Raw genomic sequence first — 15244 nt, forward strand, 5'->3', positions numbered from 1 at the left:
GGCCTCAGGCCGCGGCCGCCATCACCACCTGGGCCAGCAGCTGTTCGCGCTTGGCCTGGGAGCGGGTGCCCTTCAGGGTCGAAGCGAACCGTTCGAGAATGCCGTCCTCGAACGCGGTCACGATGGTGGTGTGCACATAGCTTTTGCGGCAGATCGAGGGGTGTTGGCGAGCTCGTCGGCGGCCATCCGCACCGCCTCCAGCACCTGCTTGCGGCGGCCACGGGCGCTCGTCGCGGGCTCGATCCGCGCCAGCGATTCCAGCACCACCGCCGATGCCATCAGGGTGCGAAAGTCCTTCAGCGAAATCCGGATGCCGGCGAGTTCGCGCAGGAAGACGTTGACCTGAGAGGTCGAAACCGGATGCACCGCGCCGTCGGCGCCGACGTATTGAAACAGCCGTTTGCCCGGCAGCTTGCGCAAGATGCCGATAGCCCGCACCAGCCTGGCCGCGCCGCATTCCTTGCGCACCGCTTTGCCGCCCTTGGCTTTGAACGACAGCGTCACGCAGTCGTCATCGATCGCCACGTTGGACTTCAGCAGAGTCGCAGCGCCGCGGGTGCCGTTGAGCCGCGCGTAGGACTCGCTGCCCGGACGGATCGCAGTGCGGGCGATCAGTTCGATGACCGCAGCAAGCGCAAACTCCCGGGTCGGCTCATCTCCCGACAGGTGCTTGCCAACGGCGCGACGGATCTTCGGCAGCGCTCCGACAAGCTGCGCCAACCGATGCGCCTTGCGGGCTTCTCTAACCTTCTCCCAATCCGAGTGGTAACGGTATTGCAGCCGACCGGCAGCATCACGGCCGACCGCCTGCAGATGCGAGGCCGGATCGGCGGCGTAGCGGACATCCTGGTAGGCCGGCGGCACCGCCAGCGCATTCAGCCGGCGAATGGTGCTTTGCTGTTTCACCTGCGAACCATCGGCGCGCAGATATTGCCATCGCTTGCCGCGCTTGATGCGGCGGATCGTCAGATGATCGACTTCGCCAAGATGCAGACCGAGGTCTTCGGCAAGCTCGGCAACGCTCCCCGGCTCGCCGACCGAACCGACCGATGCGTCCGTCCCGGTTTCGGGAAGTTCGAAATTCTGCCGATCGATCATGCCGTTAACATTCCCGCGCCAGAGCCCACATCTAATGCGCCAACCCCACACTCGTTCCGGCAGGCGCGCCGCCGCGGCGCACGCATCGCGATCACGGCGCTGCACATGCGCGCGATCAGCGCCGAAAGTCGGATGACTGCACCGCTTGTCGCGGCCCGGCGGGCCGACGCATAATTGTCTCAACAACAACAGCCGGAGGCTGAGACGATCGCACGTCTCTTCACCGGCGATGCTCCCCCGTAGCGTTTCCATGACTTCGCCCGGATCGCAGGATCAACGATCGGCGGAGCCAGACTCGTTGGCGGGTGAGTCGCCGGTTGCAGCGGGGTTGCGGTCGAGCACCGACGGCGGGTGCGGCATCGGCCGCGTTAATGTGGAGGAACGAATGTCCGAGAAGATCTACGACGTGCCCGCAGAGTGGGCGAGCCGCGCCTTCGTCGACGACGCCAAATATCGCCAGATGTACGAGCGCTCGGTGACGGATCCGACCGGATTCTGGGCGGAGCACGCCAAACGGGTCGACTGGATCAAGGCGCCGACCAAGATCGACAACTGGTCGTTCGCGCCCGGCAATGTTTCAATCAAGTGGTTCGAGGACGGCGTTCTCAACGCCGCCTACAACTGCATCGACCGTCACCTCGACAAGCGCGGCGACCAGGTCGCGATCATCTGGGAAGGCGACGATCCTTCGCAGTCGCGCAGCATCACCTATCGCGAGCTGCACGACGAAGTCTGCAAGTTCGCCAACATCCTGCGCAACCGCAATGTCGGCAAGGGCGACCGCGTCACCATCTATCTGCCGATGATCCCGGAAGCCGCGTTCGCGATGCTGGCGTGCGCCCGGATCGGCGCGATCCACTCGGTGGTGTTCGCCGGCTTCTCGCCCGACAGCCTCGCGGGCCGCATCAATGACTGTAAGTCGAAGATCGTGATCACCGCCGACGAAGGCCTGCGCGGCGGCCGCAAGGTACCGCTGAAGGCCAATGTCGACGCAGCACTGAAGAAGTGCGACGGCGTCGACTGGGTGATGGTGGTCAAGCGAACTGGCGCCGCGGTCGAAATGGATGACGTCCGCGACTTCTGGTACCACGAAGCGGCCGAGATGGTGACGACCGAGTGCCCGGTCGAGCATATGCACGCCGAAGACCCGCTGTTCATCCTCTACACCTCGGGCTCGACCGGCCAGCCCAAGGGCGTGCTGCACACCACCGGCGGCTATCTGGTGTTCGCCTCGATGACGCACCAGTACGTCTTCGACTATCACGACGGCGACATCTACTGGTGCACTGCCGACGTCGGCTGGGTCACCGGCCACAGCTACATCCTGTACGGGCCGCTGGCCAACGGCGCCACCACGCTGATGTTCGAAGGCGTGCCGAACTACCCGAGCAATTCGCGGTTCTGGGAAGTCATCGACAAGCACAAGGTCAACATCTTCTACACCGCACCGACCGCGATCCGCGCGCTGATGCAGGCCGGCGATGAGCCGGTGAAGAAGACCTCGCGCAAGTCGCTCCGCCTGCTCGGCTCGGTTGGCGAGCCGATCAATCCGGAAGCCTGGGAGTGGTACCACCGCGTCGTCGGCGAGGACCGTTGCCCGATCGTCGACACCTGGTGGCAGACCGAGACCGGCGGCATCCTGATCACCCCGCTGCCCGGCGCCACCAAGCTGAAGCCCGGCTCGGCGACCCGGCCGTTCTTCGGCGTGGTGCCCGAGATCCTGGATCCGGAGGGCAACGTGCTGGAAGGCGAATGCACCGGCAACCTCTGCCTCGCCCGCTCATGGCCGGGCCAGATGCGCACCGTGTACGGCGACCATGCCCGGTTCGAGCAGACCTACTTCTCGGCCTATAAGGGCAAGTACTTTACCGGCGACGGCTGCCGGCGCGACGCCGACGGCTTCTACTGGATTACCGGCCGGGTCGACGACGTCATCAACGTCTCGGGCCACCGCATGGGCACCGCCGAGGTCGAATCCTCGCTGGTCGCGCACCCCAAGGTGTCGGAAGCGGCCGTGGTCGGCTATCCGCACGACATCAAGGGCCAGGGCATCTACGCCTACGTCACCCTGATGGCCGGCGAAGAGCCGACCGAGGAGCTGCGCAAGGAGCTGGTCGCCTGGGTCCGCAAGGACATCGGCCCGATCGCCTCGCCCGACCTGATCCAGTTCGCGCCCGGCCTACCCAAGACCCGCTCCGGCAAGATCATGCGCCGGATCCTGCGCAAGATCGCCGAGGACGAGCCGTCCTCGCTTGGCGACACCTCGACGCTGGCCGATCCGGCGGTCGTCGACGATCTGGTCGAGCATCGCCAGAACAAGCACCACAAGGCCGGCTAACCGAGCCCTGCGGACGCAGCCATTCCCAAAGGCCCCGCCTGTGATTCGCAGGCGGGGCCTTTTCGCGTCTGGCGGGTACGCGCGCCGGGGTCACGTGGACGTTGATACAGAGCGGCGTCGAGTGGCTTCCGCCCGGTCAAGCTGTGCTGATTCGATCACATCCGAGCGAGGAACACGGCTCGCGACCATTTTGCCGGCGGGTGTTGTTTGCCGGACATTTACTTTGTTCCCCGGATTTTTCTTCAATGGTACGCCCGCGTTCATTTCGGTCGTCCAGCACACACCGGTTGGTTAGTTCACGCTGCGACCATCGCGGGCGCTGAGGGGCGCCGGAGCGAAGCTGTCCGGTGCGAGGAAACTGGAGAGACTGAATGTCTTTTGGATCTCGTTCGGCGAAATTGGCCATGGCGGTCGCGGTGTTGGCGGGCGCCGGCGTGCTGACCGCACCGCAGGCCGAGGCGCGGCCCGACCTGGTCGTTTTCCGCGGCGACTATTCGCCAGGGACGATTGTGGTGAGGACAGGCGAGCGGCGGCTGTACCTGGTGGTCGAACCGGGCCACGCGGTGCGTTATCCGGTCGGCGTCGGCAAGGCCGGCAAGCAGTGGGCCGGCACCACCAAGATCGACGGCAAATATCGCAATCCGGCCTGGGCTCCGCCGGCCGACGTCAAGCGCGATGTCCCGACCATCCCGGACGTGATCCCGGGCGGATCGCCCGCCAACCCGATGGGCGTCGCGGCGATGACGCTGGCGGGCGGCGAATACGCCATTCACGGCACCAACCGGCCGCAGTCGATCGGCGGCTTCGTGTCGTATGGCTGCATCCGGATGCTGAATGACGACATCACCGATCTGTACGAGCGCGTCCCGGTCGGCACTCAGGTGGTGGTGATGCGCTGAGGACAGCAGCACACGCCAAAAGGAAAAGCCGCGGACGGGTCCGCGGCTTTTTTGTTGTCGAGAGGCTACCGTCCGCTCAGCGCGGCGGTGCCACGCCCGGAGGAGGCGGCGGCAGCGACGCCTGACCGCCATTGAGGAGCGGCGTGATGCGCCGGATCGTGACGCGGCGGTTCTGACGCTCCGGAGCCTGGGTCTGGATCTTCAGATACTGCTCGCCATAGCCCTGCGAGGTCAGGTTCTCGGCCGGCACCCCGAACTGCTGAGTCAGCAGTGCAGCAGCCGCCTCGGCGCGACGATCCGACAGCGACAGATTGTCGGTGTCGTTGCCGACCGCATCGGTGTGGCCTTCGATCAGGAACACCTCACGCGGGTTACGCTGGATCGCCCGGTTGAGACCGTCCGCAATCACCTGCAGCTTCGCGGCCTGATCCGGGGGGATGTCCCACGAGCCGGTGTCGAAGTTGATGGTATTGAGGTCGATCGACGGCATCCGCTGCCGCACCGCGGGGCTGTAGCGGATCTCGTCCATGGTGTAGCGACGCTCGATCCGTTCGACCGGCGGTGCTTCCAGGGTTTCGTAGATCAGCTCCGGCGATGCGTCCTCGTAGTCGACGATGTAGCGGTCGCGCGGAATCCGGATCACCGGCGGCGGCAGGTCGACATAGAAGTTCGCCCGGTCGCGCGGACCGTAGCTGTTGTCGATGATGATGATCTCGCGGCCGTCGCGGTCGCGGCGGATACGCCGCAGCAGCTGACCGTCGCGCCCGGTGACGTTGATGATCTCGCTGCCATCGGGCCGGATCACGATGGTGCGGCGTTCGTCGCCGCGATCGTCGACCCGGATGTCGCGCGCGCCATAGCGGAAGCGATCCACCTCGTTATGGCGGATAAATTCCTGACCGCTCGGATCGCGCACGATGATGCGACCCGGCTCGGTGATCACGATCCGTCCGTTCTCGTTGACTTCGCGGCGCTGGCTGCGGAAGTCGGAGAGGTTGCGCGGCCCGGGCGCCTGCGTGCCGGGAGCGATGGGAGTCAGCGCCTGCGGCGGCGGCGGCGCGGCAGGGATCGGCGCCGTCACGGCCGGCGGCGGAGGTGGCGGCGGAACCACCGCGGGACCTGCCGTCGGCTGACCGGGCTGCGGCTGGGCCGGCTGCGGTTGGCCGGGCGGCGGAGCGACAGCCGGGCCGGCGCCGGGAGCACCCGGACCAGCTTGCGGCCGCGGCGGCGGACCGCCCGCAGGAGCGCCCGGTTGCGGACCCCGTTCACCCGGCTGACGAGCGCCTGGTGCAACGGCTGGACCCGACGGATTCGGCGATGTCGGCGCAGCTTGCGGCTGAGCCGAGGGGGCCGGCGTCGGCGCAGCGGCGGGCGGCGGATTGGCAGAAGCGGGCGGTGGCGGCGGGCCACGGCGGGGCGCTTCGCCCGAAGGCGGGGTCACACCAGGTGCACCTGCATTCGGCGGGGTAGCACCCGGCGCGCCGGGGGGCGGGCCACGGCGTTGAGGCGCTTCACCGGCGGGCGGCTGCTTGGCAGCATCCGGAGCGGCTGCGTTCGGCGGAGTGGCGCCGGGCGGCGGGCCACGGCGCTGCGGCGCTTCGCCGGCCGGCGGCGCGGGCGGACGGCTTGGCGCAGCGGCGGGCGGGGGCGCAGCAGGACGCTCTGCGGGCGCAGCCGTCGGCGGAGCCGAGGGCTTCGGAGCCGGCGGAGGCGGCGGGGCCGCGTGCGGGGGCGCCGGCGGCGGTGCGCTATGGCTCGGCGGCGGAGGCGGCGGCGGTTCGGCGCGCTTGGGCGCGGGCGCAGGGGCGGCAGCCGGCGGAGGAGGCGGTGGCGCGGCCTTCGGTGCGGCCGGTGGCGGCGGAGGAGCAGCATGCGGCGGGGCAGCGGCCGGGGGAGGCGGCGGCGGTGCGGGCGGAGCAGCCTTGGGCGGCGCGGGTGCAGGGCGCGGGCCAGGCGGCGGCGCCTCCTTCTTTTCCTCGGACGGGGCCGGCGCTGGGCCGCCCTGCACCGCCTGCGCGAGCAGCATCGGCGCGAACGCGCTCTCGGCCGCCGCGGGATGACCGATCAGCGACCCGAGCGTCAGCGCCGTGGTCGCGAGCAGTGCAACATTTAGCTTCGTCATCAAACAGACCCTCAATGGAGCAGGCGGATGTCGCGCGACGCAGTCGAACGGTGATCCGCCGTGTTCCGATGAACGACAAGGCGTGAGGCTCAATTGTGGCAACCGGCTTCAGCCGTAGAGAAATAATTCCGCCGCGTTCAAGGCTCGAACGCGGCGGTATTCATCAGGAGTTCAGGACGGGGATAAGCAGTACGGCGATAGATGCTGGTTGGTACACAGCGTACTAACACGCACGCGGTGACGTCCTGACGATCAGCGAGCGCCGACCTCACGCCACGCCGGGATTTGGTGCGCCGGGACCGGGAGGCGATCGCACGGGCAGTTCGTCCGGCATCTGTCCAGGGAGTTCATCCGGCTGCGGTGGCGCGCCCGGCTCAGTGATCGGCGGCGGGATATCCGGATTTGGATTGCCTGGCGGCTGCTCCAGCGGCGGCTCGGTCGGCGTACCGGGCGTGCTCGGCGGCACCTCCGGAGGAGGCGTCGCGGGTCCGGGATTGTTCGGGACTTCCTGAGGCTCGCCGGGCGCCATTTAGATCGCCACCTTGGCGTTCTCACCGAGATCGGGCCGACCGCCAGTCGCAGCCGCCACCATCATCTTGGCGTAGCTCACCAGGGTGCCGGGCGAATCCCAATATTCGGCTTCCTCCGGCGTCACCTTGAGCACACGGATGTTTGGATCATCCGGGCTGTCCCACCACGCTTTGGCTTCGGTGCCGAACAGCTCCTTGATCTTGGCGCGGTCGTTGCTAATCGCCGCGGTGCCGGTGACCGAGACGTACTTCTGGGCACTGGCGTTGGCGAAGCCGAGATTGACGTGGTGATCCTGCGCGATCTCCTCATCCTTGTGGCGGCGGACGTCGGTGAGGAAATAGATCGCCCCTTCTTCGGGCCTCACATAGGCGGCCATCGGGCGCGAGCGGATCTTTTCGCCGTCGCGCGTCGCCAGCATCGCGAAGGTGATCTTCTTCATCAGATCCCAGGCGTGCTGCGCATTGCCTTCGTTCATCGTCGCCGCCATCTCGCTCTCCCTTGTTCGTCAGCGGCGATAACGATCGCTTTGCGGCGATGTTCCGCGGGGGCGAGGCGACGTGGCCGCACCGTCATTGCGAGGAGGCGAAGCCGACGAAGCAATCCAGAGACCTCTTGCAAGGGGCTGGATTGCTTCGCTTCGCTCGCAATGACGACGGAGAGATCCGCGATCAAAACAAAACGGCCGGGCTCTCGCCCGGCCGTTGGTATCGACGATAACTTGCGCGCGTCAGATCTGGCGTTCGACCAGCTTGAGCTTGAGATTCGCGATCGCTTCCGACGGGTTGAGACCCTTCGGGCACGCCTTGGCGCAGTTCATGATGGTGTGGCAGCGATAGATCCGGAACGGATCTTCGAGATTATCGAGGCGCTCGCCGGTGGCTTCGTCGCGGCTGTCTTCGACCCAGCGGGTCGCCTGCAGCAGCGCGGCCGGGCCGAGGAAGCGGTCCGAGTTCCACCAGTAGCTGGGGCACGAGGTCGAGCAGCAGGCGCACAGGATGCACTCGTACAGGCCGTCGAGCTTCTCGCGGTCGGAGTGGCTCTGGCGCCATTCCTTCTGCGGTGTGGGCGTGACGGTCTGCAGCCAGGGCTGGATCGAGGCGTACTGCGCGTAGAAGTTGGTGAGGTCGGGAACCAGATCCTTCACCACCGGCTGATGCGGCAGCGGGTTGATCTTCACCGCGTCGTCGCGCACGTCGTCCATCGCCTTGGTGCAGGCCAGCGTGTTCTCGCCGTCGATGTTCATCGCGCACGAGCCGCACACGCCTTCGCGGCAGGAGCGGCGGAAGGTCAGGGTCGGATCGATGTTGTTCTTGATCCAGATCAGGCCATCGAGAACCATCGGGCCGCAGTCGTGCTTGTCGACGTAGTACGTGTCGACGCTCGGGTTCTTGCCGTCGTCCGGATTCCACCGATAGACGCGAAATTCACGAACCTCGGTCGCGCCTTCCGGCTTCGGCCAGGTCTTGCCGCCGACAATCTTCGAATTCTTCGGAAGTGCGAATTCAACCATCTCGTTGCCTCTGGCTCTGCGCGTCATTGCCGGGCTTGACCCGGCAATCCATCTTCTCGCGAAGATGATGGATGCCCGGGTCAAGCCCGGGCATGACAGTTCGTTCTCTGGCGATCAATACACCCGCGGCTTCGGCGGAATGTACTGAACGTCGTTGGTCATCGTGTAGTCGTGCACCGGCCGGTAATCGATCGTCACGTCGCCCTTGTCACCGATCCAGGCCAGCGTGTGCTTCATCCAGTTGGCGTCGTCGCGATCCGGGAAGTCTTCGCGGGCGTGGGCGCCGCGGCTTTCGGTGCGATTGGCGGCCGAGTTCATCGTCACCACCGCCTGGACGATCAGGTTGTCGAATTCGAGGGTCTCGACGAGATCCGAATTCCACACCAGCGAGCGATCCGACACGCCGACATCGCCGACGCTGCCGTAGACGTTGGCGATCAGTTCCTTGCCCTCGGCAAGGACTTCGCCGGTGCGGAACACCGCGCAGTTGTTCTGCATCACGTGCTGCATCCGCTCGCGCAGCTTGGCGGTCGGGGTGCCGCCCTTGGCGTAGCGATACTTGTCGAGGCGGCCGAGCGACATGTCGGCGGAGTTCGCCGGCAGCTCCGGCTGCTTGCCGTTCGGCACCAGCTTCTCGGCGCAGCGCAGCGCAGCGGCGCGGCCGAACACCACGAGGTCGATCAGCGAGTTGGAGCCGAGGCGGTTGGCACCGTGCACCGACACGCAGGCGGCTTCGCCGATCGCCATCAGGCCCGGCACCACTGCGTTGTCGTCGCCGTCCTTCTTGGTGACGACTTCGCCGTGGAAGTTCGTCGGGATGCCGCCCATGTTGTAGTGCACGGTCGGCAGGATCGGGATCGGCTCACGGGTGACGTCGACGCCGGCGAAGATCCGCGCCGATTCCGAGATGCCCGGCAGCCGCTCGTGCAGCACTTCCGGCGCCAGATGGTCGAGGTGCAGGAAGATGTGGTCCTTCTTCTTGCCGACGCCGCGACCTTCGCGCATTTCGATCGTCATCGCGCGCGAAACCACGTCGCGCGAGGCGAGATCCTTGGCCGACGGCGCGTAGCGCTCCATGAAGCGTTCGCCTTCGGAGTTGACCAGATAGCCGCCCTCACCGCGGGCGCCTTCGGTCACCAGACAGCCCGAACCGTAGATGCCGGTCGGGTGGAACTGAACGAACTCCATGTCCTGCAGCGGCAAGCCGGCCCGCAGCGCCATCGCGCCGCCGTCGCCGGTGCAGGTGTGCGCCGACGTGCATGATGCGTAAGCGCGGCCGTAGCCGCCGGTCGCCAGGATGGTGGTCTGGGCCTTGAAGCGATGGATGGTGCCGTCGTCGAGCTTTAGCGCCACGACGCCGCGGCAACAGCCCTGATCGTCCATGATCAGGTCGATGGCGAAGAACTCGATGTAGAACTCGGCCGAATGGCGCAGCGCCTGGCCGTACATCGTGTGCAGCATGGCGTGGCCGGTGCGGTCGGCGGCCGCGCAGGTGCGCTGCGCCTGGCTCTTGCCGAACTCGGTGGTCATGCCGCCGAACGGACGCTGATAGATCTTGCCTTCCTCGGTGCGCGAAAACGGCACGCCCCAATGCTCGAGCTCATACACGGCTTCCGGCGCGTTGCGGACCATGTACTCGATCGAGTCCTGATCGCCGAGCCAGTCCGACCCCTTCACGGTGTCGTACATGTGCCAGCGCCAGTCGTCCTTGTGCATGTTGCCGAGCGAGGCCGAGATGCCGCCCTGCGCCGCCACGGTATGGGAGCGGGTCGGGAACACCTTGGTGATGCAGGCGGTGCGGAGGCCCGCTTCGCTGCAGCCGACCACCGCGCGCAGGCCCGCGCCGCCGGCGCCGACCACCACGACGTCATAGGTGTGGTCCTCGATCGGATAGGCGTAGCCGCCCGCCGCCGGGGCGCCGTTGACGTTCGCCGCCATGCCTTAAACTCCGGATGCCATTTTGAAGATCGCAAAGATCGCGGCCAGGGCCACGGCGATCGAGAAGAAGTTGTTGGCCATGATGGTGACCAACTTGAGCTTTTCGTTCTGAACGTAGTCCTCGATCACCACCTGCATGCCGATCTTCATGTGGATCGCGGAGGCAATGATGAAGAGGATCATGATCAGCGAGATCAGCGGCGAACCGAGGATCTGCGCGGCGGCCGCCTGATTGCGGCCGAGCAGCATCATGATGACCACGATGGTCGGCAGGATCAGCAGCGTCATGGCGACGCCGGTGATGCGCTGACGCCAGAAGTCCGAGGTTCCGGAACCGGCCGGGCCGAATTTGCGGACCTTGCCGATCGGGGTGCGCATCGAGGACGGCGTGCGCGCGCCGTGTGCGTCGCCGCTCATCGGGCCACCCCCATCGAATAGGCAATCACCCAGAGCAGAACGGTCAGCACGATGCCGCCGATCAGCGCCGCCCAGGTCAGCCACTCGCGGTCGGCGGTCTTGAAGCCGTAGCCGAGATCCCAGACGAAATGGCGGACGCCGCTGAGCATGTGGTGCATCAGCGACCAAGTGTAGCCGAACACGATCAACCGGCCGATCCAGGAGCCGGTAAAGGCCTGGACGTTGGCGTAGGCGGTGGGGCCGGCGGCGCAGGCGATCAGCCACCACGCCAGCAACAAGGTTCCAGAATACAGGGCAATGCCGGTGGCACGATGGACGATGGACATCGTCATCGTCAGGCTCCAGCGGTAGGCCTGCATGTGAGGCGAAAGCGGTCGTTCGATCCTGGCGGTCATCGGCTCAATCGGTTGGCGGCGAGCGGACAGGGCCCCGGGGAGAGGCTCGCGAAGGTGCCTCTATTTACGGAGCTCATTGATTGAGCGCAACGATGAAATGACATCCACAGAATTTCAGTTCAATTCTTGAAGTCACGTCGATGCAAGGCCCTGGCAGCGTTCCCTTGGTGGCGGACTGCTCCGAGCGCTGAAGATCGATTCACAACCCGGGAGCCGGCACCGAGCTGCGACCGCGAAGCGGCGGCTGCAGCTTGGTGCAAACTGGACTAATTCTGATCGCCAGCTTGCGCGCCCGCTTTCGCGACCCGCCGCCGCATGCGACAGTTTGGCGATCATCGCCGGGATTTCCCTGTCCCGCAGCACCGCGTTCTGTCTGCATGAGCCACGATCATCATCACCATCACGGACCCGGTGCCGCGCACGGCGCCGGCGGTCACAGCCACGCGCCGCAGGATTTCGGCCGCGCCTTTGCGATCGGTATTACCCTGAACCTGGTGTTCGTGGTTGCCGAAGCGGCATTCGGTTACTTCAGCAACTCGATGGCGCTGATTGCCGACGCCGGCCACAATCTGTCCGATGTCGCCGGACTGGTGGTGGCATGGATCGCGGCCGGGCTGGCGAAGCGTCCGCCGTCGGCGCGTTACACCTATGGGCTACGCGGCTCCTCGATTCTCGCGGCGCTGTTCAACGCCGTCTTCCTGCTGCTCGCAGTCGGCGCGATTGGCTGGGAAGCGGTGGTGCGTCTGTTCACGCCCGAGCCGGTCGCAGGTATCACCGTGATGGTGGTGGCCGGCATCGGCATTGTCATCAATGCCGTCACCGCCTGGCTGTTCGCATCGGGTCGGCACAGCGACCTCAACATCCGCGGCGCTTACTTGCACATGGCAGCGGATGCGGCGGTGTCGGCGGCCGTGGTGGTGGCAGGCGTGATCATCCTGTTCACCGGCTGGTACTGGATCGATCCGGCCGTCAGCCTGCTGGTCGCGGTGGTGATCGTGTGGGGGACGTGGGGCCTGCTGCGCGACTCCACCGCGCTGTCGCTCGCCGCGGTACCGCGCGGCATCGATCCGGCGACGGTGCGGGCCTTCCTATCGAAACTTCCCGGCGTCACCCAGGTGCACGACCTGCACATCTGGGGGATGTCGACCACCGAAGTCGCGCTGACCTGCCATCTGGTGATGCCCGGCGGCTCGCCGGGCGATCCGTTCCTGGTCGACCTCGCCCACGAGCTGCAGCACGATTTCGGCATCGCGCACACCACCGTGCAGATCGAGACGGACCCCAACACAGTGTGCGCGCTGGCGCCGGATCATGTGGTGTAGGCGAGCTTCCGCTTCGCCAGGCAACCTCCCGCACTGGGGAGGGCTTTAACGAGCGCCTCGCACCATCAAAGCCGTAGTTAGTTCGGCCGGCCCATCTACCGTCATTCCGGGGCGCTCGCGTCAGCGAGCGAACCCGGAATCTCGACGTGGTGAAAACGACTTGGTGCGCAACAATCTCGGGATTCCGGGTTCGCGCTGCGCGCGCCCCGGAATGACGGTGTGTAAGGTAATGGTGAAGGTGCGACGCGTGATTACTTGTAGATATCCTTGTAGGTCTCACGCAGGACGTTCTTCTGGACCTTGCCCATGGTGTTGCGCGGCAGGTCGTCGACGAAGATCACCTTCTTCGGCATCTTGAACTTGGCGAGCTGGCCGTCGAGGCCCTTGATCACCTGCGCCTCGTCGATGCTGGCGCCCTTGTCGCGCACCACCACGGCGGTGACGCCCTCGCCGAAATCGGCGTGCGGCACGCCGATCACCGCGGACTCGACTACGCCCGGCATCGCGTCGATCTCGCTCTCGATTTCCTTCGGATAGACGTTAAAGCCGCCGGTGATGACCAGATCCTTGCCGCGGCCGAGAATGTGGACGTAGCCGCGCTCGTCGATCTTGCCGAGGTCGCCGGTGATGAAGAAGCCGTCGTCGCGGAATTCCGACTTGGTCTTCTCCGGCATCCGCCAATAGCCCTTGAACACGTTCGGGCCCTTTACCTCGATCATGCCGATCTCGCCGCGCGGCAGCTCCTTGCCGGTTTCCGGATCGGTCACCCGCGCCGACACGCCGGGCAGTGCCGGCCCGACCGCGCCGGGGACGCGGTCGCCGTCATACGGGTTCGAGGTGTTCATATTAGTCTCGGTCATGCCGTAGCGTTCGAGCACGGCGTGACCGGTCTTTGCCGCCCATTCGCGGTGGGTATCGGCGAGCAGCGGCGCCGAGCCGGAGATGAACAGCCGCATATGGCTGGTCGTCTGTTTGGTCAGCCGCGGGCTCTGCAGCAGCCGCGTGTAGAACGTCGGCACGCCCATCAGCACGGTGGCGCGCGCCATCAGGTCCAGGATCTTGTCGGGATCGAACTTCGGCAGGAAGATCATCGACCCACGCGCGAACAACGTGACGTTGCTGGCCACGAACAATCCATGCGTATGATAGATCGGCAGCGCGTGGATCAGCACGTCGTCCGGCGTGAAGCGCCAGAATTCCACCAGCGTCAGTGAGTTCGACGCGAGGTTGTCGTGGCTCAGCATCGCGCCTTTGGAGCGGCCTGTGGTGCCCGACGTGTACAGGATCGCCGCAAGATCATCGGCGCCGCGTTCGACCGTGGCAAACGCCTCGCTGGCCTGCGCGGCCGCGTCGGTCAGCGAGCCCTGGCCGTCCGGCCCGAGCGTTTCGACCGTGGCGCCGACCTTTGCGGCGATCGCCGCGATACCGTCGCGCTTGGAGGGATCGCACACTACGATCTTCGGCTCGGCATCGGTGATGAAGTAATCGAGCTCGTGCAGCGTATAGGCGGTGTTGAGCGGGAGATACACGCCGCCGGCCCGCACCGTGGCGAGATACAGCACCAGCGCCTCGACCGACTTCTCGGTTTGCGCCGCAACACGGTCGCCGACCTTCAAGCCACGCGCCACCAGCACGTTGGCGACGCGCCCTGCCCGCGCCACCAGATCGGCGTAGCTGATCTTGTCGCCGGCCGCGGTTTCGATCGCGAGTTTGTGCGGGTCGTCGAGCTTATCGAACAGGCGGGCGAACAGGTTGGCATTCATGTCGATGTTCCGGTCGCGTCAGGTTGTCGGGAAAGCGCCGTTGATTAGCAAGAACGCTCCGACCAGCGCAACGCCAGAACCGGTCCGTGGCGCGCCTAAACGAACAAAGTCGCGTTCGGTTTCAGCCTGCGACAAAAAAGAATTCCTGAAACGCGCCTGAAAACCTCCCGTAGCTCGCCGCGACGAGGCGCCCAGACCTTGAAGGTGCACGCCAGCGTCACTCAACCCGCCCGCGGCGATCGCGGGCTGCCATCACTCTCGGGAGACGAACCATGACGAAGCGAATTGCTCTGCTGACCGCCGCCGCCTTCAGCGCTCTGGCGCTCGCCGCCACTGTGAGCGTCCCGGCCTCCGCCGAATCCGGCAAGATGATGAAGAGCTCCAGCGACACCGTGATGGTCGGCGGCGCGCCGATGTATCCGTCGAAAAACATCGTCGAGAACGCCGTCAAGTCCAAGGATCACACCACGCTGGTCGCCGCCGTGAAGGCCGCCGGTCTGGTCAAGACGCTGGAGGGCAAGGGCCCGTTCACCGTGTTCGCGCCGACCAACATGGCGTTCGACAAGCTGCCGGCCGGCACCGTCGATACGCTGGTGAAGCCGGAGAACAAGAAGCAGCTTACCAAGATCCTCACCTATCACGTGGTGCCCGGCAAGCTCGAAGCCGCGGACCTCACCGACGGCAAGAAGCTGAAGACGGTGGAAGGCGAGACCCTGACCGTGAAGCGGATGGGCGATCAGGTGATGCTGATCGACGCCAAGGGCGGCAGCTCGACCGTGACCATCCCGAACGTCAATCAGTCCAACGGCGTGATCCACGTGATCGATACCGTGCTGCTGCCGTCGTAATTCCGGGCTCACCTCCGCGGCGCATGATGTCCCCCTGGCGCCGCGGAGGCTGCGGCAAGCTGC

The 15244-nt window shown here is 66.0% G+C and carries 12 protein-coding genes and 1 pseudogene; 4 read left to right on the top strand and 9 right to left on the bottom strand.

The window, feature by feature from the left end; all coding sequences use genetic code 11:
- Positions 1–4: 4 nt before the first annotated feature.
- Positions 5–1023 (bottom strand): annotated as a pseudogene (locus LRC39_RS01065) (DNA topoisomerase IB); the annotation flags it as partial.
- Positions 1024–1483: 460 nt separating this feature from the next.
- Here LRC39_RS01065 and acs point away from each other — a divergent pair.
- Positions 1484–3436, top strand: coding sequence for an acetate--CoA ligase (acs, locus tag LRC39_RS01070; protein ID WP_346296062.1), 1953 nt, complete (start codon positions 1484–1486; stop codon positions 3434–3436).
- A gap of 371 nt (positions 3437–3807) precedes the next feature.
- Positions 3808–4335 carry a L,D-transpeptidase gene (locus LRC39_RS01075; RefSeq protein WP_346296063.1) on the top strand — a complete coding sequence of 176 codons (528 nt, stop codon included), beginning with the start codon at positions 3808–3810 and terminating at the stop codon, positions 4333–4335.
- 76 nt (positions 4336–4411) lie between these two features.
- Here LRC39_RS01075 and LRC39_RS01080 read toward each other — a convergent pair whose 3' ends face one another.
- The 7 genes from LRC39_RS01080 to sdhC all read right to left on the bottom strand — a co-directional run bounded on the left by LRC39_RS01080 (position 4412) and on the right by sdhC (position 11248).
- Positions 4412–6457 carry an OmpA family protein gene (locus LRC39_RS01080; RefSeq protein ID WP_346296064.1) on the bottom strand — a complete coding sequence of 682 codons (2046 nt, stop codon included), beginning with the start codon at positions 6455–6457 and terminating at the stop codon, positions 4412–4414.
- 268 nt (positions 6458–6725) lie between these two features.
- The gene (locus LRC39_RS01085) at positions 6726–6986 is read right to left on the bottom strand and encodes a hypothetical protein (RefSeq protein WP_164636313.1); all 261 of its coding nucleotides are present in this window, start codon (positions 6984–6986) and stop codon (positions 6726–6728) included.
- On the bottom strand, positions 6987–7475 hold the full coding sequence (locus tag LRC39_RS01090; protein WP_264053891.1) for a pyridoxamine 5'-phosphate oxidase family protein: 489 nt from the start codon (positions 7473–7475) through the stop codon (positions 6987–6989). It lies immediately after the preceding gene.
- Between the two features lie 240 nt (positions 7476–7715).
- Positions 7716–8498 (bottom strand): succinate dehydrogenase iron-sulfur subunit, encoded by a 783-nt coding sequence (locus LRC39_RS01095; RefSeq protein WP_011155784.1) that lies wholly within the window; start codon positions 8496–8498, stop codon positions 7716–7718.
- A 114-nt stretch (positions 8499–8612) separates the two neighbouring features.
- Entirely contained in the window at positions 8613–10436 is a 1824-nt protein-coding gene (gene sdhA, locus LRC39_RS01100; RefSeq protein WP_264053892.1) for a succinate dehydrogenase flavoprotein subunit, read from the bottom strand.
- 3 nt (positions 10437–10439) lie between these two features.
- Entirely contained in the window at positions 10440–10853 is a 414-nt protein-coding gene (gene sdhD, locus LRC39_RS01105) for a succinate dehydrogenase, hydrophobic membrane anchor protein (protein ID WP_107342467.1), read from the bottom strand.
- Positions 10850–11248 (bottom strand): succinate dehydrogenase, cytochrome b556 subunit, encoded by a 399-nt coding sequence (gene sdhC, locus LRC39_RS01110; RefSeq protein ID WP_011155787.1) that lies wholly within the window; start codon positions 11246–11248, stop codon positions 10850–10852. The genes sdhD and sdhC overlap by 4 nt, the downstream gene beginning before the upstream one ends.
- A gap of 377 nt (positions 11249–11625) precedes the next feature.
- Here sdhC and LRC39_RS01115 point away from each other — a divergent pair, with 377 nt between their 5' ends.
- Positions 11626–12570 carry a cation diffusion facilitator family transporter gene (locus LRC39_RS01115; RefSeq protein ID WP_346296065.1) on the top strand — a complete coding sequence of 315 codons (945 nt, stop codon included), beginning with the start codon at positions 11626–11628 and terminating at the stop codon, positions 12568–12570.
- 251 nt (positions 12571–12821) lie between these two features.
- Here the strand turns inward: LRC39_RS01115 and LRC39_RS01120 are convergent, their stop codons facing one another.
- The gene (locus tag LRC39_RS01120; protein ID WP_346296066.1) at positions 12822–14333 is read right to left on the bottom strand and encodes a malonate--CoA ligase; all 1512 of its coding nucleotides are present in this window, start codon (positions 14331–14333) and stop codon (positions 12822–12824) included.
- A 272-nt stretch (positions 14334–14605) separates the two neighbouring features.
- Between LRC39_RS01120 and LRC39_RS01125 the strand changes: the two genes are divergently transcribed.
- Complete coding sequence (locus LRC39_RS01125) at positions 14606–15181, top strand: fasciclin domain-containing protein (protein WP_107353827.1); 576 nt, start codon at positions 14606–14608, stop codon at positions 15179–15181.
- Positions 15182–15244: the final 63 nt, after the last annotated feature.

This window comes from Rhodopseudomonas sp. P1 (assembly GCF_039642825.1).
Classification (GTDB): Bacteria; Pseudomonadota; Alphaproteobacteria; order Rhizobiales; family Xanthobacteraceae; genus Rhodopseudomonas; species Rhodopseudomonas palustris_H.